24 protein-coding genes are annotated in these 21141 nt (G+C 63.5%); 17 read left to right on the top strand and 7 right to left on the bottom strand.

Annotation, left to right across the window (positions count from 1 at the left end; translation table 11 throughout):
* Positions 1 to 24: 24 nt before the first annotated feature.
* Positions 25 to 606 (top strand): TadE/TadG family type IV pilus assembly protein, encoded by a 582-nt coding sequence (locus IVA80_RS37435; RefSeq protein ID WP_247440169.1) that lies wholly within the window; start codon positions 25 to 27, stop codon positions 604 to 606.
* 23 nt (positions 607 to 629) lie between these two features.
* Positions 630 to 1244: a TadE/TadG family type IV pilus assembly protein gene (locus IVA80_RS37440; RefSeq protein ID WP_247440127.1), complete on the top strand. Its 615-nt coding sequence runs from the start codon at positions 630 to 632 to the stop codon at positions 1242 to 1244.
* 103 nt (positions 1245 to 1347) lie between these two features.
* Here the strand turns inward: IVA80_RS37440 and IVA80_RS37445 are convergent, their stop codons facing one another.
* The 3 genes from IVA80_RS37445 to IVA80_RS37455 form a co-directional block, all read right to left on the bottom strand.
* A complete protein-coding gene (locus tag IVA80_RS37445; protein ID WP_247440128.1) occupies positions 1348 to 1560 on the bottom strand; it encodes a cold-shock protein in 213 nt (70 codons plus the stop codon).
* A gap of 266 nt (positions 1561 to 1826) precedes the next feature.
* Positions 1827 to 2114, bottom strand: a complete 288-nt coding sequence (gene infA, locus IVA80_RS37450; RefSeq protein WP_148755275.1) for a translation initiation factor IF-1 — start codon at positions 2112 to 2114, stop codon at positions 1827 to 1829.
* A gap of 23 nt (positions 2115 to 2137) precedes the next feature.
* A complete protein-coding gene (locus IVA80_RS37455; RefSeq protein ID WP_247440129.1) occupies positions 2138 to 3676 on the bottom strand; it encodes a DEAD/DEAH box helicase in 1539 nt (512 codons plus the stop codon).
* A gap of 504 nt (positions 3677 to 4180) precedes the next feature.
* Here IVA80_RS37455 and urtA point away from each other — a divergent pair.
* The 15 genes from urtA (at position 4181) to IVA80_RS37530 (ending at position 18133) form a co-directional block, all read left to right on the top strand.
* Positions 4181 to 5503, top strand: coding sequence for an urea ABC transporter substrate-binding protein (gene urtA, locus IVA80_RS37460; RefSeq protein WP_247440130.1), 1323 nt, complete (start codon positions 4181 to 4183; stop codon positions 5501 to 5503).
* Positions 5504 to 5618: 115 nt separating this feature from the next.
* A complete protein-coding gene (gene urtB, locus IVA80_RS37465) occupies positions 5619 to 7229 on the top strand; it encodes an urea ABC transporter permease subunit UrtB (protein ID WP_247440131.1) in 1611 nt (536 codons plus the stop codon).
* Positions 7226 to 8395 (top strand): urea ABC transporter permease subunit UrtC, encoded by a 1170-nt coding sequence (gene urtC / locus IVA80_RS37470; RefSeq protein WP_247440132.1) that lies wholly within the window; start codon positions 7226 to 7228, stop codon positions 8393 to 8395. The genes urtB and urtC overlap by 4 nt, the downstream gene beginning before the upstream one ends.
* Positions 8396 to 8400: 5 nt before the next feature.
* Positions 8401 to 9162 (top strand): urea ABC transporter ATP-binding protein UrtD, encoded by a 762-nt coding sequence (urtD, locus tag IVA80_RS37475; RefSeq protein WP_247440133.1) that lies wholly within the window; start codon positions 8401 to 8403, stop codon positions 9160 to 9162.
* 3 nt (positions 9163 to 9165) lie between these two features.
* A complete protein-coding gene (urtE, locus tag IVA80_RS37480; RefSeq protein ID WP_247440134.1) occupies positions 9166 to 9861 on the top strand; it encodes an urea ABC transporter ATP-binding subunit UrtE in 696 nt (231 codons plus the stop codon).
* Between the two features lie 31 nt (positions 9862 to 9892).
* On the top strand, positions 9893 to 10723 hold the full coding sequence (locus IVA80_RS37485; RefSeq protein WP_247440135.1) for an urease accessory protein UreD: 831 nt from the start codon (positions 9893 to 9895) through the stop codon (positions 10721 to 10723).
* 40 nt (positions 10724 to 10763) lie between these two features.
* Positions 10764 to 11066, top strand: a complete 303-nt coding sequence (locus IVA80_RS37490) for an urease subunit gamma (RefSeq protein WP_247440136.1) — start codon at positions 10764 to 10766, stop codon at positions 11064 to 11066.
* 9 nt (positions 11067 to 11075) lie between these two features.
* The gene (locus tag IVA80_RS37495; protein ID WP_007599812.1) at positions 11076 to 11381 is read left to right on the top strand and encodes an urease subunit beta; all 306 of its coding nucleotides are present in this window, start codon (positions 11076 to 11078) and stop codon (positions 11379 to 11381) included.
* A 57-nt stretch (positions 11382 to 11438) separates the two neighbouring features.
* Positions 11439 to 11978: an HD domain-containing protein gene (locus tag IVA80_RS37500; RefSeq protein ID WP_247440137.1), complete on the top strand. Its 540-nt coding sequence runs from the start codon at positions 11439 to 11441 to the stop codon at positions 11976 to 11978.
* Positions 11979 to 12015: 37 nt separating this feature from the next.
* Positions 12016 to 13731: an urease subunit alpha gene (gene ureC, locus IVA80_RS37505; protein ID WP_247440138.1), complete on the top strand. Its 1716-nt coding sequence runs from the start codon at positions 12016 to 12018 to the stop codon at positions 13729 to 13731.
* Between the two features lie 123 nt (positions 13732 to 13854).
* Positions 13855 to 14154 carry a putative quinol monooxygenase gene (locus IVA80_RS37510; protein ID WP_247440139.1) on the top strand — a complete coding sequence of 100 codons (300 nt, stop codon included), beginning with the start codon at positions 13855 to 13857 and terminating at the stop codon, positions 14152 to 14154.
* 15 nt (positions 14155 to 14169) lie between these two features.
* Positions 14170 to 14805, top strand: a complete 636-nt coding sequence (locus tag IVA80_RS37515) for an urease accessory protein UreE (RefSeq protein ID WP_247440140.1) — start codon at positions 14170 to 14172, stop codon at positions 14803 to 14805.
* Positions 14786 to 15514: an urease accessory UreF family protein gene (locus tag IVA80_RS37520; RefSeq protein WP_247440170.1), complete on the top strand. Its 729-nt coding sequence runs from the start codon at positions 14786 to 14788 to the stop codon at positions 15512 to 15514. The genes IVA80_RS37515 and IVA80_RS37520 overlap by 20 nt, the downstream gene beginning before the upstream one ends.
* Before the next feature lie 39 nt (positions 15515 to 15553).
* Positions 15554 to 16177 carry an urease accessory protein UreG gene (gene ureG, locus IVA80_RS37525; RefSeq protein WP_247440141.1) on the top strand — a complete coding sequence of 208 codons (624 nt, stop codon included), beginning with the start codon at positions 15554 to 15556 and terminating at the stop codon, positions 16175 to 16177.
* A gap of 297 nt (positions 16178 to 16474) precedes the next feature.
* Positions 16475 to 18133, top strand: a complete 1659-nt coding sequence (locus tag IVA80_RS37530; protein ID WP_247440142.1) for an HWE histidine kinase domain-containing protein — start codon at positions 16475 to 16477, stop codon at positions 18131 to 18133.
* A gap of 11 nt (positions 18134 to 18144) precedes the next feature.
* Here the strand turns inward: IVA80_RS37530 and IVA80_RS37535 are convergent, their stop codons facing one another.
* The 4 genes from IVA80_RS37535 to IVA80_RS37550 form a co-directional block, all read right to left on the bottom strand.
* Positions 18145 to 18753 carry a TetR/AcrR family transcriptional regulator gene (locus IVA80_RS37535; RefSeq protein ID WP_247440171.1) on the bottom strand — a complete coding sequence of 203 codons (609 nt, stop codon included), beginning with the start codon at positions 18751 to 18753 and terminating at the stop codon, positions 18145 to 18147.
* Between the two features lie 92 nt (positions 18754 to 18845).
* The gene (locus IVA80_RS37540; protein WP_247440143.1) at positions 18846 to 19988 is read right to left on the bottom strand and encodes an OpgC domain-containing protein; all 1143 of its coding nucleotides are present in this window, start codon (positions 19986 to 19988) and stop codon (positions 18846 to 18848) included.
* 185 nt (positions 19989 to 20173) lie between these two features.
* On the bottom strand, positions 20174 to 20629 hold the full coding sequence (locus IVA80_RS37545; RefSeq protein ID WP_247440144.1) for a hypothetical protein: 456 nt from the start codon (positions 20627 to 20629) through the stop codon (positions 20174 to 20176).
* A 79-nt stretch (positions 20630 to 20708) separates the two neighbouring features.
* Positions 20709 to 21080, bottom strand: a complete 372-nt coding sequence (locus IVA80_RS37550) for a DUF883 family protein (RefSeq protein WP_247440145.1) — start codon at positions 21078 to 21080, stop codon at positions 20709 to 20711.
* Positions 21081 to 21141 lie beyond the last annotated feature (61 nt).

The following is a 21141-nucleotide window of genomic DNA, read 5'->3' on the forward strand; positions in this document are numbered from 1 at the left end:
GCCGCCGCTGGAGAGTTTGACGCGATGCCATCGCCTGCATCTACGAAATTTACGCTCCGGAAAGCGCTGCGTCGGTTTCGCAGCAACCGCCGCGGCTCCGCAGCCGTCGAGTTCGCGCTGGTCGCTCCGCTCTTCTTCGCGCTGCTGTTCGCCATCATCGAGACGGCGCTGATGTTCTTCGCGAGCCAGGTGCTCGAGACCATCACGCAGAATGCCGCGCGCGTGGTGCTGACCGGGCAGGCGCAAGCGCAGGGCGGCTCGGTGGCAGCCTGTCAGACCACGCCCGGCGTGGCCATGGCGTGCGATCAGACAACGTTCAAGGCCTATGTCTGCACTCAGATCCCGGCGCTGTTTGATTGCAGTAAGCTCTTCGTCGACGTCGTGAGTAACAACTCCTTCGGGGCGCTCAGCCTTCCCAGCTATGGCGATTCCTGCAACTTCAACCCAGCCGGCATGCAGTACAGTGCCGGCAGCACCGGCCAAGTCGTCGTGGTGCGGCTCTTCTATCAATGGCCGCTCATCGTCACTGGCCTTGGCTACAACATCGGGTGCAGCAACAAGCGGCTGCTGGTTGCGACCACCGCCTTCAAGAATGAACCCTTCTGAGTCACATGGATCTGGGCGAAACGATGTTGGCGATTGCGGATATCTGGAGGAATGGCCGTCGCTCCGTGCGCGATTTCGCCGCCGACAGGCGCGCGCTTGCGGCAACCGAATTCGCGGTGATCGTGCCGGTGATGCTGGTGATGTTCTTCGGCACCGTGGAGTTTTCGTCAGCAGTGGCGATCGATCGCAAAGTGACGTTGATCGCACGGACTCTGTCCGATTTGACATCGCAGTCGACGACGCTCGTCGATTCCGACATGCAGAATTCGTTTACGGCAAGCATCTCGATCATCATGCCTTACGACGCTACTCTCGTGAGGGGCACGATCTCCCAGATCTATATCGATGCCAACAGTATTGCCACGGTCCAATGGAGCAAGTCCGGCACCATTGCGAGCGGCGCGACACAAGCGACGCTGGCGACCTCGGCTCGGAAGGCCGGCGACAAGGTAACCTCGACAATTCCCGCGTCGCTCCTGATGCCAAAGACCTACCTCGTACTCAGCGAGGTGAGCTACACTTACACACCTACCGTAGGCTACGTCTTGAAGTCGAGCATACCGCTGAGCGATGTCTCCTACACGCGGCCGCGCCAAGTCAGCTGCGTTCCTTACAACGGCGTACCGTCGTCGTGCTGAAATCTGCGAGCAGACCCTACAATGAGAAAAAAAGGCCGCGCATCGCGCGGCCTTTTCCTTTGGCTTGCTCGCTTGAGCCGATCCGGGCCAAAGGCCCGTGGGCTCAACCGGCGTCGCGGAGGTTGTCCGCTGCCGACTTGCCGGAACGGCGGTCGGCCACGATCTCGTAGGAGACCTTCTGACCTTCACGCAGCGTGCCGAGGCCGGCGCGCTCGACGGCGCTGATATGTACGAAGACGTCCTGGCCGCCATCGTCGGGCTGGATGAAGCCGAAGCCCTTTGTCGCGTTAAACCACTTCACGGTTCCCATGCTCACGGGGTAGTTCCTTCTCAGATATACAGTGTCGAAGCCTACTTTCGCAGGCGGGTTAGATCGAGTTTCTGGAAGGGTCGTCAGCGTGTCTGAACCGGCTGTACCGGTGGATGCTAATGTCGTCCGGCCGAAAATCGATGAGCCGATTTTATTGGAATTAAGGCCTCAAAACAATCCTGACGCGCACGATTTTTTGATCCGCCGCGATGGACACGGCGGATCGGAATACAGGTCAGAATTCTACTTCCGCATGAGGTATTTGAAGCGGATCAGCGGCGACGGAACTGGCCGCCGCGCTGTCCGGGACGCGGAGGTCCGCCCGCCCCGCTGGGACGTTCGTCCTTGTGGCGGAAAATCAGCCGGCCCTTCTCGAGGTCATAGGGCGACATCTCCACCGTCACGCGGTCTCCCGCCAGCGTCTTGATGCGGTTCTTCTTCATCTTGCCGGCGGTATAGGCGACGATCTCGTGTCCGGCGTCGAGTTGCACGCGGTAGCGCGCGTCGGGGAGGATTTCGGTGACCAGTCCTTCGAACTGGATCAGCTCTTCCTTAGCCATGAATTTCTCCAGGTCGTGGACGGCTAGTGCGAATAGGGTTTGCGGGTCGGTTGGCCCATCGGCCGACTGTCCCGGCGCAAAAAGGCCACGCCTTGTATCCCATCAGGCTTGCCGGCGCTATGCGCCGAACGCTGTTCCGGTCGTTCGTTTGGCGATGCGTGCTTCTTGCCGCCGGACCGGGTCCGGCGAGAGCCGTTCGGGCCCTTCGCGGCATTGCCCGGCCTGCCGTCGGCATGCCGTCCGTCACCGGGGCGACCTTCGCCAGGCCTTCCGTCGCTCTGCTTGCCGGCACCATGCCGTCCGTCAGCACGCCGCACGTCACCATGCCTTGCGCCCTGCGGGCGCTGGCCCGGGCGGCTCGACCGGCCCGGGCGTTGCTGCGACGGGGGCGGGCCCGCGTCGGCGCGGCCCGCATCCGTGCGGCGGTCTTCCCGGGGCAGCGCCACCTTGATCAGCCGCTCGATATCGCGGAGATAGCTGAGCTCCTCGCCGCCTGCGACCAGCGAGATCGCGGTGCCCTCGGCGCCGGCGCGCGCGGTGCGGCCGATGCGATGCACATAGGTCTCCGGCACGTTAGGCAGGTCGAAATTGATGACGTGGGTGATGCCGTCGACATCGATGCCGCGAGCGGCGATATCTGTGGCGACCAGCGTGCGGATTTCACCGGTCCGGAACTGGGCGAGCGTCCGTTCGCGATGGTTCTGCGACTTGTTGCCGTGGATGGCGCTGGCGGGGATGCCGGCCTTCTCAAGCGTCTTCACCACCTTGTCCGCGCCGTGCTTGGTGCGGGTGAAAACCAGTGCGCGGTTGACCGGCTCGTCCTTCAGCAGCTTGGCCAGTAAGGCGGGCTTGGAAGAGAAGTCGACCTGGATGATGCGCTGCTGGATGCGTTCCACGGTCGAGGAGACCGGGGTGACCGCAACGCGGGCCGGGTCCCGCAGCATCGCGTCGGCGAGCTCGGCGATGTCCTTCGGCATGGTGGCCGAGAAGAACAGCGTCTGCCGCTTGATCGGCAGCTTGGCGACGATTTTGCGGATGTCGTTGATGAAGCCCATGTCGAGCATGCGGTCGGCCTCGTCGAGCACGAGGAATTCGACGCTTCCAAGCTTCAGCCCATTGCTCTGCACGAGGTCGAGCAGACGGCCGGGGGTGGCCACCAGAACATCGACGCCCGGCATCAGCGAGCGGACCTGACGGCCCATCGGCACACCGCCGATGGCAAGCGTCGAGGCTAGCCGGACGTGGCGCCCATAGGCATTGAAGCTGTCGAGGATCTGGCCAGAGAGCTCGCGGGTGGGCGAGAGCACCAGCACGCGGCAGGTCTTGGGCTGCGGCTTGATCCGGTTCTCCAGCAGGCGGTGCAGGATCGGCAGCGCGAAGGACGCGGTCTTGCCGGTTCCGGTCTGGGCGATACCGACAACGTCGCGGCCGGTCAGCGCCGTGGGAATCGTCTGGGCCTGGATGGGGGTGGGGGTGACGTAATTCTCTTCGGCGAGAGCACGCGCGATGGGTTCGGCAAGGCCGAAGTCCTGAAAGGAAGTCAAAAGATGGGTTCTTTCCATGTCGAAAGCGGGCGCCCGGCAATCAGCGGGGCACGCGCAATAAGGGTGTCGAATAGACACCTGCGTGTTTGGGGTGTCGGATGGCTTGTGGGATGGGGCAAGCCAGACGCCCGAAAGGGCTTAAGAACACGCGGCTCGCTACGACCGCTTGATTCGCAAGAGGTCTCGGACCCTCATATGGAACATCCACGGGGCGCTTTCAAGGCACGGCAGCCTGAAACGGCGATTGCGGTACAGAAATAGTTATGCCGGAAATTTAGACATAGCTGTAACTTTGCTCAAAAAATAACCAGCCTGCCGCATTAGCATACATTTTATTCGCCCAAATCTTGAGCAACCTCGCTGCGGCGAAAGTTGGATTGCGGTAAAATTGTCTAGTCTGACCAATAGGTTGGCATGTGCTCAGCCCATGGCATGGTTCTTGCGATTCCGTTAATCGCAGGCGGCCGTGGGGCCGTTTCGCAGCGTCTTATTTCACGTCTGCGTCAGGGAGATGATACCATCATGCTTACCAAATCCACTCACGATATAGCGGCGTCATTTAGCCGCCGCGGCGTGATCGCCGCGACCGCCGGACTGATGCTCGGTCTGGCCTCATTGACCGGCGCGAAGGCCGCCGACGACACCATCAAGGTCGGTGTGCTGCACTCCCTTTCCGGCACCATGGCCATCAGCGAAACCACGCTGAAGGACACCATCCTCTTCCTGATCGACGAGCAGAACAAGAAAGGCGGCGTGAACGGCAAGAAGCTCGAAGCCGTCGTCGTCGACCCCGCCTCCAACTGGCCGCTGTTCGCCGAGAAGGCGCGCGAACTCATCACCAAGGACAAGGTCTCGGTCGTGTTCGGCTGCTGGACCTCGGTATCGCGCAAATCGGTGCTCCCGGTTTTCAAGGAGCTGAACAGCATCCTGTTCTACCCCGTGCAGTACGAGGGCGAGGAAAGCGAGCGCAACGTGTTCTACACGGGTGCTGCGCCGAACCAGCAGGCGATCCCCGCCGTCGACTATTTGATGAAGGACGAGAAAGTGAAGCGCTGGGTGCTCGCGGGCACCGACTACGTCTATCCGCGCACCACCAACAAGATCCTGGAAGCCTACCTGAAGTCGAAGGGTGTCGCCCAGGAAGACATCATGATCAATTACACGCCGTTCGGTCATTCCGACTGGCAGACGATCGTAGCCGACATCAAGAAATTCGGCTCTGCCGGCAAGAAGACCGCGGTGGTTTCGACCATCAACGGCGACGCCAACGTTCCCTTCTACAAGGAACTCGGCAACCAGGGCATCAAGGCGAAGGATATCCCGGTCGTCGCGTTCTCGGTGGGTGAGGAAGAGCTCGCTGGCATCGACACCAAGCCGCTGCTCGGCCACCTCGCCGCCTGGAACTACTTCCAGTCGATCAAGTCGCCGGAGAACGAGAAGTTCATCAAGGCGTGGCAGACCTACACCAAGAATCCGAAGCGCGTGACCAACGATCCGATGGAAGCGCACGTGATCGGCTTCGACATGTGGGTCAAGGCGGTCGAGAAGGTCAAGTCGACCGATCCCGACAAGGTCATCGACGCTCTCCCGGGTATCGAAGCCAAGAATCTGACCGGCGGTACCTCCAAGATGCTTCCGAACCACCACATCACCAAGCCGGTGTTCATCGGCGAGATCAAGGCGAACGGCCAGTTCGACGTGGTCTGGAAGACGCCCGGTCTCGTTGCCGGCGACGCCTGGTCGAAGGAGCTCGACGGCTCCAAGGACCTGGTCGGCGATTGGGTCGGCAAGAAGTGCGGCAATTTTAACACCAAGACCAACAAGTGCCTCGGCTCGGGCTCCTGATCCTAGGGCTCTCCTGATCCTAGGACTTCCGGTCGAAGTCTGACGGCTCATTGCACGACCGGAGAAGGCGGCGATCCCGCTGCCTTCTCCAATCTTTTCTGCCGGGGTCTTCACAGTGCCAGCCAATTTGTCCGCCCGTCTCTGTTCGTTTGCGCTCTCGTTGTTCCTGATCGCGTTCGCGCTGCCGGCCTTCGCCGGCCCGTTCGAGGATGCGGTCGCCAAATTCGCCAACGATGATTATTCCGATACCGAAGAGGCGATCGGCGTGGTCGCGAGCAGCGGCAATACGCTGGCTTTCCCCATCATCAGCGCGCTCCAGGACGGCCGACTGATGGCCGACCTTGATAGCAAGAAGGTTTACGTCACCGGCGCCGACGGCAAATCGATCGATGCCGCGACCGGCCAGCCGGTGGCCCGCGTTCCCGACAGCGCGAGCGCGGTCCGCCTCAACAACCGCCTGCGCCGCAGCGTCGATGCCGCAGTCGGCAGTCTGACGCTGATGTCGCCGGACCTCGGAATGCGCCTTCAAGCCGCACAATCCGTCTTCAAGTCGCACGAGGAGGCGGCGCTCGAGGCCGTCGAGGGCGCGCTCGCGAAGGAAACCAACAGGGCGGTCAAGGCCACCTTGGGCGACGCTCGTGCCGCAATTCTGCTGTACAAGTCCGACGCGACCGAAGTGCAGAAGCTCGAAGCCGTTGCCACCATCAAGGCGCGCGGCGACCAGGAAGCGCTCGCTCTCCTCACCGGTATCGGCAGCGATCAGCCCGCCTCGGTGACGAAAGCCGCCGCCAGCGCAATCGGCTCGATTCAGAGTTCGCTCGCGGTCTGGTCCATGGTGCAGAATGCCTGGTACGGCCTCTCGCTCGGCTCCGTGCTGCTGCTCGCCGCGATCGGGCTCGCCATCACCTTCGGCGTCATGGGCGTCATCAACATGGCTCATGGCGAGATGGTTATGATCGGGGCCTACACCACCTTCGTGGTGCAGGAGGTGATCCGCACCCGTTACCCGGTCCTGTTCGACTATTCGCTGCTGATCGCCGTGCCGCTCGCCTTCCTGGTCGCCGGCGCGCTCGGCGTCGTTATCGAGCGCAGCATCATCCGGTTTCTCTATGGCCGTCCGCTCGAGACGCTGCTCGCGACCTGGGGCCTGTCGCTGGTGCTGCAACAGGCGGTTCGCACCATGTTCGGCCCGACCAACCGCGAGGTCGGCAATCCCTCCTGGATGAGCGGCGCCTTCGAGCTCGGCCAGATCACCATCACTTATAACCGGCTCTGGATCCTCTGCTTCACGCTCGCAGTCTTCGCGATCCTGCTCGCGATGCTGCGCTACACCGCGCTGGGGCTGGAGATGCGCGCGGTGACGCAGAACCGCCGCATGGCGGCCTCGATGGGCATCGCAACCTCGCGCGTCGACGCCCTGACCTTCGGCCTCGGCTCGGGCATTGCGGGCATCGCCGGCGTGGCGCTGTCACAGATCGACAATGTCAGCCCCAATCTCGGCCAGAGCTACATCATCGACAGTTTCATGGTCGTGGTGTTCGGCGGCGTCGGCAATCTCTGGGGTACGCTGGTCGGCGCCTTCACGCTCGGCATCGCCAACAAGTTCCTGGAGCCGGTCGCCGGCGCCGTGCTCGGCAAGATCGCCATCCTGGTGCTCATCATCCTGTTCATTCAAAAGCGGCCGCGCGGACTGTTCGCGCTCAAGGGCCGTGCGGTGGAAGCATGACCCCTCACATGCTGACGCGATCGCTGGACCGCGGCGCGACGATCTTTCTCGCCGTCGTCGCGGCCTGCGGCATCTTGATCCCGCTCTCCAACCTGCTGCTGCCCGCGGGCTCGTTCCTGCAGGTGCCGACCTACCTCGTCGCGCTCTGGGGCAAATATGTCTGCTACGCGCTCCTCGCGCTCTCGATCGACCTGATCTGGGGCTATTGCGGCATCCTCTCGCTCGGCCACGGCGCGTTCTTCGCGCTCGGCGGCTACGCCATGGGCATGTACCTGATGCGGCAGATCGGCACCCGCGGCGTCTACGGCAATCCGGTCCTGCCCGATTTCATGGTGTTCCTGAACTATTCGAAGCTGCCATGGTACTGGTACGGCTTCGACATGTTCTGGTTTGCCGCGCTGATGGTGCTGGTCGTGCCGGGCCTGCTCGCCTTCTGCTTCGGCTGGCTCGCCTTCCGCTCCCGCGTCACCGGCGTCTATCTGTCGATCATCACGCAGGCGATGACCTATGCGCTGCTGCTTGCCTTCTTCCGCAACGATTTCGGCTTCGGCGGCAACAACGGCCTGACCGACTTCAAGGACATTTTGGGCTTCAACGTGCAGGCGGAGGGCACCCGCGCCGCGCTGTTTACGCTGAGCTGCCTGGCGCTGATCGTCGGCTTCCTGATCTGCCGCGCCATCGTCTCGTCCAAACTCGGCAAGGTTCTGATCGCGGTCCGCGACGCGGAATCGCGCACGCGCTTTCTCGGCTACCGCGTCGAATCCTACAAGCTGTTCGTGTTCACGGTGTCGGCCTGCATGGCCGGCGTCGCCGGCGCGCTCTATGTGCCGCAGGTCGGCATCATCAATCCATCCGAATTCGCGCCGGGCAATTCGATCGAGGCGGTGATCTGGGTCGCGGTCGGCGGTCGCGGTACGCTTGTCGGCGCAGCACTCGGCGCCGTCGTGGTCAACTACGCCAAGACGTTCTTCACCTCCGGCATGCTCGCGCCGTATTGGCTGTTCATGCTGGGCGCCATGTTCATCCTGGTGACGCTGCTGCTGCCCAAGGGCATCGTCGGCACCTTCAACGCCTGGTGGGACTCGTCGAAGGAAAAACGCAACGCCGCGACCAGGGCGAGCGCCGCAGCCGAAGACGGCGTCACCGAACCCAAGATGGCGGAGTAGGTGCAATGAACGTCATGGACACCCGCGCGACCTCCGCGATGCTCTATCTCGACGGCGTGCACGTCTCTTTCGACGGCTTCCACGCCATCAACAACCTGTCGCTGACGCTCGAGCCCGGCGAGATGCGGGCCATCATCGGCCCGAACGGTGCCGGCAAGACCACGATGATGGACATCATCACCGGCAAGACCAAGCCCGACGAGGGCACGGTGCTGTTCGACGGCGTCACGGATCTGACGCGGCTGGACGAGACCCGTATTGCCGAGCTCGGCATTGGCCGCAAATTCCAGAAGCCGACGGTGTTCGAGAGCCAGTCCGTGCAGGACAACCTCCTGCTCGCGCTCAACGTCGATCACAGCGTCAAGGGCACGCTGTTCTGGAGCGGCAGCAGGGCGGAGTCCGAGCGTATCGACAAGGTGCTGGAGACGATCCGTCTCACCGAGGCACGCAACCGCCTCGCCGGCAGTCTCAGCCACGGCCAGAAGCAGTGGCTCGAGATCGGCATGCTGCTCGCGCAGGATCCGAAGCTGCTCCTGGTCGACGAGCCCGTCGCCGGCATGACCGACGTCGAGACGCATCTGACCGCCGAGCTGCTGAAAGAGATCAACAAGACTCACACCGTGATGGTGGTCGAGCACGACATGACGTTCGTGCGCGAGCTCGGCGTCAAGGTCACCTGCCTGCACGAAGGCACCGTACTCGCCGAAGGAACCATCGACCAGGTCTCGTCCAACGAGCGGGTCATCGAAGTCTATTTGGGACGCTGAGCCATGCTTGAGGTCAAGGACATCAACCTGTTCTACGGCGCCGCGCAGGCGCTGCGTGGCGTCTCGATCTCGGCCGAGCCGGGCAAGGTGACCTGCGTGCTCGGGCGCAACGGCGTCGGCAAGACCTCGCTCTTGCGCGCGATGGTCGGGCAGTATCCGATCTCGTCGGGCGCGATCGTGTTCGACGGCAGCGACATCACTTCGCTCAAGCCTTACGAGCGCGCGCGGAAGGGCGTCGGATTCGTGCCGCAAGGCCGCGAGATTTTTCCGCTGCTGACGGTCGAGGAGAACCTCAAGACCGGCTTCGGTCCGCTCAAGCGCGAGGACAGGCACATTCCGGACGACGTGTTCTCGCTGTTTCCGGTGCTGCAATCGATGCTCGGCCGGCGCGGCGGCGACCTCTCCGGCGGCCAGCAGCAGCAGCTCGCGATCGGGCGCGCGCTGGTGATGCGGCCAAAGCTGTTGCTGCTGGACGAACCCACCGAGGGCATCCAGCCCTCGATCATCAAGGACATCGGCCGCGCCATCTCGTATTTGCGCAACCTCGGCAACATCGCCATCGTGCTGGTCGAACAATATCTCGACTTTGCCTGCGAACTCGGCGACAGTTTTGCGGTGATGGATCGCGGCGCGGTGAAATTCACCTGCGACCGCACCAATCTTGATCCGGCCGAAATCAGCCGCCAGATGGCGCTGTAAGCCATTCTGCCGCGACCGGCTGGGGAGGCGGATGCGCAGCGACGTTTCAGTCACATCAACGGTGTTCGAGGCCAACCGGGCCCGCGGCGCGGTGCGCTTCGACGTTCATGCCCGCGACGGCGTGACACGTCGCGGGGTCTTGCATGAATCCGGCTCCCTGCGCGTGCGCTTTCCTTCGCCGGAAGGCGAGGGGCTCTCCGGCGTGTTCGTCAACACGGCCGGCGGCGTCGCCGGCGGCGATCGCTTCGACATCGAGATCACGGCCACCGATGCCGCGCGGCTGACGCTGACCACGGCGGCCGCAGAAAAGGTCTACCGCGCACCGGGACAGGCGGCAGAGCTCAATATCGCGTTAAAGGTTGCCGCGGGTGCGCATATCGGCTGGCTGCCGCAGGAGACGATCCTGTTCGACCGGGCGCGCGTGCGGCGCCGCTTCGATATTGAGCTCGATGAGGGCGCTTCGCTCCTGCTCTGCGAGATCGTCGTGTTCGGCCGCACCGCTATGGGCGAGCGGATGGAGCAGGGCGAGTTCGTCGACCGTTGGCGGCTGCGCCGCGGCGGCAAGCTGGTGTTCGCCGAGACCGTCAGGCTCGACGGCAATATCGGCGCAAAACTTGCGCGGTCTGCAGTGGCCAAGGGCGGCGCCGCAATCGGCACGGCCCTGATCGTGCCCGGCGACGAGGCGCTGATCGAGCGCATCCGCGAGGCCTCGGAATCCTTCGCCGGCGAGGTCGGGATATCCGCCTGGAATGGCTTTGCTATGGCGCGGTTCTGTGCCCAAGATGCGGCCCGCTTGCGCGCCGACATAATGGGCGTGCTGGCGCGCACCGGTGCGGTCCTGCCGCGGCTCTGGCTGAATTGACGGCTGGCTGAATTAACGATGTGAACGGAAGAGATTTCGCATGAATCTGTCTCCTCGCGAAAAGGACAAGCTACTGATCTCGATGGCGGCGATCGTCGCGCGTCGCAGGCTCGATCGCGGCGTCAAGCTCAACCATCCCGAGGCGATCGCGATCATCTCCGATTTTATCCTCGAAGGCGCGCGCGATGGCCGCACCGTCGCCGAGCTGATGCAGTCCGGCGCACAGGTCATCACCCGCGACCAGGTGATGCCGGGTATCCCCGAGATGATCCACGACATCCAGGTCGAGGCGACCTTTCCGGACGGGACCAAGCTCGTCACCGTGCACGAGCCGATCAGGTAGGAGCGCAACATGATCCCCGGTGAACTCTTCATCCAGGACGGCGAGATCGAGCTCAATGCCGGCCGCAAGACCGTGACGCTGACGGTCGCCAACACCGGCGATCGCCCGATCCAGGTCGGCTCGCACTATCATTTCTTCGAGACCAACCCGGCGCTGAAGTTCGACCGCAAGAAGGCCCGCGGCATGCGCCTCGACATCGCCGCCGGCACCGCCGTCCGCTTCGAGCCCGGCCAGACCCGCGACGTCCAGCTTGTCGCGGTCGCCGGCAAGAAGACGATCTACGGCTTTCGCGGCGACGTCATGGGGAAGCTGTGATCTCCACAGGAACGAGCGCGGCGCGGCACGGTTGAGGCGAAAACGGAGGTCTTTGCCATGCTGTCACCCGTCCGCCTCGTCTCCGAAGCTGCCGAGCTCGCCGCGCGCCGCCACAACGGCATGGCGCGCAAGAGCCGCGGCAACGAGCCCTACATCAACCATCTGGCCGAGGTCGCGAACCTGCTTGCTGCCGCAACCGAAGGTGCCGATGCCGAGCTGGTCGCGGCCGGCTGGCTGCACGATGCGATCGAAGACACCGACACCACGCGCGAAGAGCTCGCGCACAAATTCTCCGAGCGCGTCGCCTCGCTCGTCACCGAGTGCACGGACGATATGAGCCTGCCGAAGCCGGAGCGCCGGCGCAGGCAGGTGATTGATGCACCGAAGAAGTCGGCCGGCGCCAGGCTGATCAAGATCGCCGACAAGATCAGCAATATCGGTGCACGCATTCATTCTGATCCGACCGCCGAAGAGTGCGACGACCTCATGGACTACACCGGCTGGGCCGAGCAGGTGGTCGCCGGTTGCCGCGGCGAGAACTCTTGGCTCGATACGACATTCGACGACACGGTGCTCACAGCGAGGACCTCGCTGTGAGCATTGAGACAACATTCAAACGCAAACGGGGCTTGTGATGTCCGTCAAAATAAAGCGTTCCGTCTATGCCGACATGTTCGGCCCGACCACCGGCGACAAGGTGCGGCTCGCCGACACCGACCTGATCATCGAGGTGGAGAAGGATTTCACCACCTACGGCGAGGAGGTGAAGTTCGGCGGCGGCAAGGTGATCCGTGACGGCATGGGGCAGTCGCAGGTCACCAATCGGCAGGGCGCGGCCGACACCGTGATCACCAACGCGCTGATCGTCGATCACTGGGGCATCGTGAAGGCCGACGTCGCGATCAAGGAGGGTATGATCGCCGGCATCGGCAAGGCCGGTAATCCCGACATCCAGCCGGGCGTCACCATCATCATCGGCCCCGGCACCGACGTGATCGCGGGCGAAGGCAAGATCCTCACCGCCGGCGGCTTCGACAGCCACATCCATTTCATTTGCCCGCAGCAGATCGAGCATGCGCTGATGTCTGGCGTCACCTCGATGCTAGGGGGCGGCACCGGCCCGTCGCACGGTACCTTTGCCACCACCTGCACGCCGGGCCCGTGGCACATGGGGCGGATGATCCAGTCGTTCGACGCCTTCCCGGTCAATCTCGGCATTTCCGGCAAAGGCAATGCGTCGCGGCCCGCTGCCCTGGTCGAGATGATCAAGGGTGGCGCCTGTGCGCTGAAGCTGCACGAGGATTGGGGCACGACGCCGGCGGCAATCGACAATTGCCTGTCGGTCGCGGACGATCATGACATCCAGGTGATGATCCACTCCGACACGCTGAACGAATCCGGCTTCGTCGAGGATACGATCAAGGCCTTCAAAGGCCGCACCATCCACGCCTTCCACACCGAAGGCGCTGGCGGCGGTCACGCGCCCGACATTATCAAAGTCGCAGGCCTGAAGAACGTGCTGCCGTCCTCGACCAATCCGACGCGGCCGTTCACCCGCAACACCATCGACGAGCATTTGGACATGCTGATGGTGTGTCACCACCTCGATCCCTCGATTGCGGAAGACCTGGCGTTCGCGGAAAGCCGCATCCGGAAAGAAACTATCGCGGCTGAAGACATCCTGCACGACCTTGGCGCGCTCTCGATGATGTCCTCGGATTCCCAGGCCATGGGCCGCCTCGGCGAGGTCATCATCCGGACCTGGCAGACCGCCGACAAGATGAAGAAGCAGCGCGGATCGCTGCCGCAGGACAAGGGCAAGGACAACGACAACTTCCGCGTCAAGCGCTACATCGCCAAATACACGATCAATCCGGCGATCGCCCATGGCGTGTCGAAGCTGATCGGATCGGTCGAGAAGGGCAAGCTGGCCGATCTCGTGCTGTGGTCGCCGGCCTTTTTTGGCGTCAAGCCGGATTGCATCGTCAAGGGCGGCATGATCGTCGCCGCTCCGATGGGCGATCCCAACGCCTCGATTCCGACGCCGCAGCCGGTGCATTACCAGCCGATGTTCGGCGCTTTCGGCAAGGCGCGCACCGCATCCTCGGTGGTGTTCACCTCGAAGGCCGCGATCGCCGGCGGTCTGGCGCGCAGGCTCGGCATCGAGAAGAAGCTCTATGCTGTCCAGAACACCCGCAGCAAGATCTCGAAGAAGAGCATGATCCACAACGACGCCACGCCTGACATCGAGGTCGATCCGGAGACTTACGAGGTGCGCGCCGACGGCGAGCTGCTCACCTGCGCGCCGGCTGAGGTGCTGCCGATGGCGCAGCGATATTTCATGTACTGAAATAGCGTATAAACGCACCTGCCCGGCATGGGTCCGGGGACGGATTTACGGTTTTGCGTTCGATCCCGCCTGGTCTAATGTCCCGCCCGATCTTAACTCCAAGAAAAGCCGGGAGGATTTCTCGTGATCTACGTCGTTGCCACCTTGACCATCAAGCCCGAGACGCGCGCCGAATTCATTGCAGCCGCCACCGCCTGCATCAAGGAGACGCGGAAGGAGCCCGGCAATATCGCCTATGATTTGCATGAGAGCGTCACCGATCCCGCCAAGATGGTGTTCGTCGAGCAGTGGGAGAATGCCGAGGCGCTGGTGCCGCATCGCGGCCAGGAGCACATGAAGACGTTCGGCCGCGTGGCGGTGAAGTGTTTTACGGCGCCGCCGAAGATCGAAGTGATCACGCCCGAGAAGGTCGAGACACGGTAAACGGGGTAAGAGCGCATGATCCGGGCAACGCAGGTCAGGGGACAGCACCGCTTCACGAAAGCGGCGGCCGATACGGTCGTGCTCGATTTCGACGATCGGCACCGTCGCCGCATGGCAATGACGGGGACGCGGGGCCTCGAATTCCTGCTCGACCTGGAGAATGCCGTCGCGTTGCGCGGCGGAGATGCGCTGGTACTGGAGGACGGCCGACTGGTCGAGGTGGTGGCGGCGCCCGAGCCGCTGCTGGAGATCCGCGGCCGCGATCCACACCACCTCGTCCGTGTCGGCTGGCATCTGGGCAATCGCCATCTGCCGACACAGATCATGGCCAAGAGCCTGCGCATCCGCCGCGATCATGTCATCGAGGCAATGGTGAAAGGCCTCGGCGCCCGCGTGATCGAGATCGAGGCACCGTTCGATCCCGAAGGCGGCGCTTACGCCGATGCGGGTCATGCCCACGGACATGACGACCATGCCCATGATCATGGGCATCACGATCATGGTCACGATCACCATGATCATCACGGCCACGATCACGACCATCATGATCACGCCGCGCATGATCACCACGGGCACGATCATCACCATGACGAGCATTGCGACCATCCCGACCATCACCACGGCCACAAGCATGCTCATGACCACAAATGAGCCGGTCGGCGCCGGTGATCTCGCCGAGCGCGAGGCGGCGGCGCTGTACCGGCTGATGACCTGGCTGTCGCCGGCCTTTCCGGTCGGCGGCTTCTCCTATTCCAGCGGCATTGAATGGGCGGTCGAGGCGGGCGATATCACCGACACCGCGACGCTGGCCGACTGGCTCGGCGCGATGCTGGGCGATGGTTCCGGCTTTTGCGACGCGACGTTCCTGGTCCACGCCTATCGCGCCACTGAGTTGGGCGAGGACACTACCTTGAACGATATTGCTGAGTTCGCCGCTGCCTTCGTGCCGTCGCGCGAGCGGCAGCTCGAGACGATTTCGCAGGGACGTGCCTTCATCGACATCGCCCGGGCCGCGTGGGATGCGAAAGGTTTGGATGCCATGGTTGCGGCATGCCGCACACTACTGGTCTATCCCGTCGCCGTCGGTGTTGTTGCAGCGGTCCACGACGTGCCGCTGGCGTCGACGCTGCACGCCTTCCTGCATGCGCTGGTTTCGAACTGGATTTCCGCGGCGGGCCGGCTCATTCCGCTCGGCCAGACCGACAGCCAGCGTGTGCTCGTGAGGCTGGAAGCCGCGGTTGCCGCGACCGCGAATCGTGCGCTGAATGCGACATTGGACGACCTCGGCAGCGCGACGTTTCGCGCCGATCTCGCCAGTCTGCGGCACGAGACGCAATATACGCGGCTGTTTCGCTCGTGAGCGGTGCGGCCTTTCACCAATCAAGAGAGAGCAAGTGACATGTCGAAATCTCACGGCCCCTTGCGTGTCGGAGTAGGCGGCCCCGTCGGATCGGGCAAGACCGCGCTGATGGACCTGCTCTGCAAGACCATGCGCGAGCGCTATGACATCGCGGCGATCACCAACGACATCTACACCAAATGGGATGCGGAATTCCTGGTGCGCTCGGGCTCGCTGACGGCCGACCGCATCGCAGGTGTTGAGACCGGCGGTTGCCCGCACACCGCGATCCGCGAGGACGCTTCGATGAACCTGGCTGCGGTCGCGGACATGCGCGCAAAATTCCCCGGGCTCGACCTCGTGCTGATCGAGTCCGGTGGCGACAATCTGGCTGCCACTTTTTCCCCGGAGCTTGCCGACCTCACCATCTACGTCATCGACGTCGCGGCCGGCGACAAGATCCCGTCCAAGGGCGGCCCCGGCATCACCCGCTCCGACCTCCTGGTCATCAACAAGATTGACCTCGCGCCCCATGTCGGCGCCTCACTGGAGAAGATGGAGACGGATGCCAGGCGCATGCGCGGCGCGCGCCCCTTCGTCATGACCAACCTGAAAAAGAGCGAGGGGCTCGACCATATCGTTGGCTTCATCGAGGCCAAAGGCGGATTGAAGCGGGCGAGCTGACCAGCGCGACGACTTGGCGCAGCCTGTTCCGCCGTTAACGTCTGGGGCAAAGCTGCAACCCTGGAACAAATTCCCGGCAGCGCAATTGACTACTTTCGGTGCCCGCAGCAAGGCCGTCCCGACCAGATGACTGGCTAGGCGGATTAAGCTTATCAGGCGACCCAAGTTGCGTACGGATGCCTCCTCCTTCATTATCTCCATTACTGGGGTCCACTCCGTTTCGGCACATGGCCGTTCGAGCGGCGTTCACATGCTCCGTGCTTATTGCCGCCCCCCTGCTTTCGCCTGAGTAATCGCGTGGTTCGGCTGGGTTTCATCATCGGCTTCATCGCTCTGCTCGGAGCCCTGCTTTCCGGGCTCGCGGCTTATCGCGTCCACGACCAGGAGCTGGCACTGGACCGGATCGCGCTGGCGCGTGCGATCGATGTTCATGCGAGCCTGGTCCAGGACCGCCTGACCGAGCGCGAGCTGCTCGCGCGTGTCGCCTCCGGCCTGTTCCGTGCGCCGTCGGTGATCAAGCCGAACATGCTGGAGCCGCTGCGCTCGGCCATCTACGCGTTCAAGACCGATTTCGTGGTGGCCGGATGGGTCGCCCGGCTGAAGCCGAACGAGCTTGTGGCGGCGCAGGCTGCGATCGCGGGCGCCGGCTTTCCCAATCCGCAGATCCGGTCGTATGACGACAAGCCGATCGACCCGGCTGGTGTCACCCAGCCGATCGACGTGCTGATGGACCTCGAGCCGCGCAGCAACGAGACCAAGTCGCTGCCCGGCCGCAGCTACGACCAGGATCCGGTGCGTAGCGCCATGCTGACACGTGCCAGGGTCGAGAAGAGATCGGTCGCCTCGGACCCGATTCAGCTCCTGCGCGGCGGCGGGCCGGTCGGCATCATCGTGGCTGCTCCCGTCATTCCCGAGGGCGCGACGGAGCCGGCGGGCTTCGTCACATTTTCCTACGAGCTCGCTTCGCTGATGCTGACCAATGACGACATGTCGTTGTTCGCGGTCGCACTGAAGGATCCGCGCAGGGAAGGTGGTGAGCTCGTTGCCAACGACCAGGGCGTGGTCTCGTCACGCATGACGGCAGCGGACGGGCCGGTGCCGTCGGCAACGCGCACAATGAGCTTCGGCGGCCGCGACTGGCAGCTCGGCTATTACGCAAAGACCAGTTCGGCTCGGCGCGCCGAGCAGACCGCGATCATCGTGGCGGCGATCGGTTTTGCCATCACCGCGATGGTGTGCGGCCTGTTCGGCTATGTCGCCTACAACAATCTGCGGCTCAGCCGGGAAATCCAGGTTAGAATCGGATTCGAGCGCCGGCTGACCGCTGTCATCGACGAGCTCAACCACCGGGTCAAGAACATCCTGGCGGTGATTCAGTCGATCGTGACGCGCACGCTCCGCCACGGCTCGGACATCGATGTTGCGCGCGAACTGCTGATCGGCCGCATCCACGCCATGTCCAACGTGGTCTCACTGCTCAGCGAGAGCCAGTGGCAAGGCGTCAAGCTGAAGGGCCTGTTCGAGGCGCGCGCCATCCCGCATGCCGACCGCATCGCCGTCACCGGCCCCGACATCGCGGTCAGCGCGCGCGCTGCGCAAAGCCTCTCACTGCTGTTCTTCGAGCTCGCCTCGCACTCCGACGAAGGCCTGTCGCTGGTCGGAAAGCATCCGCACATCACCGCGAATTGGACCGTGACGGGCGAGGGGACCGACGAGATCTTCTATTTCCGTTGGGAGGAGTTCAACACCAGCGAGGCAACGCGCCGCCCGGATTCCGATTTCGGTCTGATCCTGCTCGACCGTGTCGCGCCCGAAGCGCTGGGCGGCATCGCCAAGCGCTACTTCACCGACGTCTCCTACGTCTATGAACTGACAGCGCCGATGGAAACGGTGGTCGATATGACCGAGCGCGACCGCACGGATAAAATCTCAGCGCCCGTCAGGCCTGTGCGATAGAGGTCGCGGTTCTAACCCTTCGGCCGCAACACCAAATCGACCAGATGGCGCGCGTAAGCCGGCGTGATCGGCGCGATCCCGAAGACGTAGCGGTAGAACAGGCTGCCATAGATGGCGTCGTAGAGATCCTCGGGCGCTCCCTCTGCCAGGATGCTGCCATCCGTCTGGCCGGCGGCGATCATCTCGACCAGCGCGCCGCGGCGGAATTGCAGGTAACGGGTGTAGAACAGCTCCGCCGAGCCGGTCTTGGAAATGCATTCGGAGACGACGGCGAGCTGCACCTTGCCGAACTCGCCCTGGAGCGCCTCGGCATAGGCCGCGGCATGGCGGCGTGCGCGCGCCGCAGGGCTGCCCGAGCTCGCAGGCGGCAGCGGCAGCATTTGCGCGGCCCGGTGAAGGAAGGCGTCGATCAGCAGCGCTTCGCGTGACGGCCACCATTTGTAGATCGTCATCTTGGAGACGCTGGAGTGGCGCGCGATGGCATCGATGGTGGTGGCGGCAAGGCCGGTGGCGGCCATGAGCGCGTAGGCGCTTTCGAGAATGGCGTTGGTGGTCTCGATCGACCGGGGCCGACCCCGTCGGGGCGCGCGGTCAGCCTCCTCACTTCCGCTCTTTGTCATCGTCACGCCCGGTCTCCTCGCGCAGAAGCCGCCTTCGCTCGGCATAGCGCAGCCGCAGCTTTCGGCCTAGCGGAATCGAAACGTCCGGGCGGCTAGCCCTGCTGCCGCAAGGCGGCCGGCAGGTCCTGCCGCTTCGACCAGGAGATGTAATAGGCCACCGCCGTCATTGCCGCGAAGCCAACGAGACTTACCGCGATCTGCATCACCACCAGATTGGCGCCGGTGATCAGGATGAGATGGCCGGCGAAGGACAGGAACACGCCGACGCAGAACACGGCGAGCCATTCCTCGCCGCATGTGATCACCGCCTGAAGCGGCTTCAATTGCAGGCCGGGATGACCGGCCGGAATGAGATGGGTTGCGAGGAAGGCGAGCGCGAGGAAATGGACCACGCGATAGGGCGCGAGGTTTTCCTTGTCGGTCGGCGCGATGCCGTTGAGGAGGAAGTCCGGCAAATGCACGGATAGCGCGGGCGAATGCCGCATCAAGGTGACGGCCATCGCGAAGATGAGATAGGCACCCGCGAGGATCCGCAGCCAGGGCATTCCGTGCAACGCGCGTCCGGAGGCGCCTGTTACGGCGAACCAGCCGCCCAGGACCATCAGCATCTGCCAGCACAGCGGATTGAAGGTCCACTCCTGGTCCGGATAGACCCGGAAATTCCAGTCGAACCAGCGCGCCGCAACGTACAGCGCGACCGATGCCGCCAGCGTCAGGTTCGGCCGCCGCAACAAACCCCACAGCGCAAACGGAAAGAACGCCATCAGCGGGATCATCAGTTGCAGGAGATCGAGATTCAGCGGTTCTTCCTGGAGCACGAGGCCACGAACCAGGATGCGCAGCGGATGCTCGAGAATGCCCGAGATATTGTATTCGTGGATGATCTCCGGCGCCATCGATTGCGAAGCGACATAGGCGATGGCGTCGATATAGATCACGAACAGCACGACATAGGCGGCATAGAGCCGCCAGACGCGGCGAAAGATGCGCGTCGCCGCGACGACGTAGCCGCGCTCCAGCGCCATCCTGCCGTGGATGATGGCGACGCCATAGCCCACCACGAACACGAACAGGTCCGCGGCGCCGCTGAAGCCGAAATTTCGCAGCGTCAGCAGGTTGACGACGTTGTTCGGAATGTGGTCGACGAACACCGACCAATTGGCAATGCCGAGCGTCAAATAGAGCCTGGCGTCGGGTTGGAATGCGGCAAGGTTCGCCTTGACGGACGGTTTCATCGCAGAAATGACTTTTGGAATCAGGGGCGCTGCTTTTAGCGGCAACCGCCTGCCTATCCGAGTAGCGTTTGCGTGAGGAGGCCCCGATTCATTCTGGAGGGCGAAAAACTTCGCGGAGCACGCCGTCAAATTCCGGTAAATCCGCTCGTCGCGCCGAGGACGCAACCTTGTTAGGGCTCTCGCCGTTATTCGGCCGGTTCAGCCGATGCTTCGTCGGATGCGCCGGCGCGGCTCGCCAGGATTCCAAGCGCGACGCCGCCGATCGCCAGGATAGGCAACAGCCGTTTGACGCCGATGGCACGAACGATCTGGACGCCTGTCGCCAGCAGCATGGGGTCGGAGAGCATGCTCTGCGCGGTCGATTTTGCGGCACGCTCCGCGGCGATCTGGGCGCGCTTCCGAATCTCCCGCTTGTAGCCCCAATAGCTCCCCGCCGCAGTGAGCGTCAGCAGGAAGAAGATGCCGGCGCCCGCGAGGCAGGCCTGCACGGGACCATATTTCTCGAGGACCAGGATGAAGGCCGCCGCGCAGAGAAAGCATGTGGTGATGAAGAGCGCGAATGCTGCGCCCGCGGCGAGCGACGTCAGGCGGACGGTTGTGCCCGTCGATGCGCTGATGCCGTCGATGATGCGCTGTAACATGGCCTTGCTCCTCAGATGCCCACAAGCGGGCAGCGGCGGCGTAACGGCACCGCCGTAACGTCAAGGTCTTGCGTCCGCGCTACCGGCGCCAGGCGGCACCGATCAGGAAGCCGATGCCGAGCGCGAGCCCGACGGTCGCGAGCGGCCGCTGCGTGATGGCGTCTTCCAGCGTTTCCTCGATCGAGCCGTAGGCGTCTTGCGCAGCACCCATCATGGCGCTGCTGCGGTCCGACATGTCGTCGATCGCGGAATCCACGTTCTCGCGGGCCTGGCGATAGCCGCGGCGGGCCTGCTTGCCGGTGGAATTGGCAAAGGTGTTGAGCGCGTCGGTGATCTGATCGGTGAGGGCGGCGATATCGCTTTTCACGGTTGCTACATCCTTCTCGAGGCGTTCTCTGGTGGCATTGTCGGGCCAGTCTCTCAACCCGGTTTCGCCATTGGTCGTTGACATCAGGAGCTCCAAAACGGTCGGCGGCTGAGATAGCCGGAAAACGTTTCGTCCTCGGGTAAGT

The sequence above is a fragment of the Bradyrhizobium sp. 139 genome, from assembly GCF_023074175.1.
Lineage (GTDB): Bacteria > Pseudomonadota > Alphaproteobacteria > Rhizobiales > Xanthobacteraceae > Bradyrhizobium.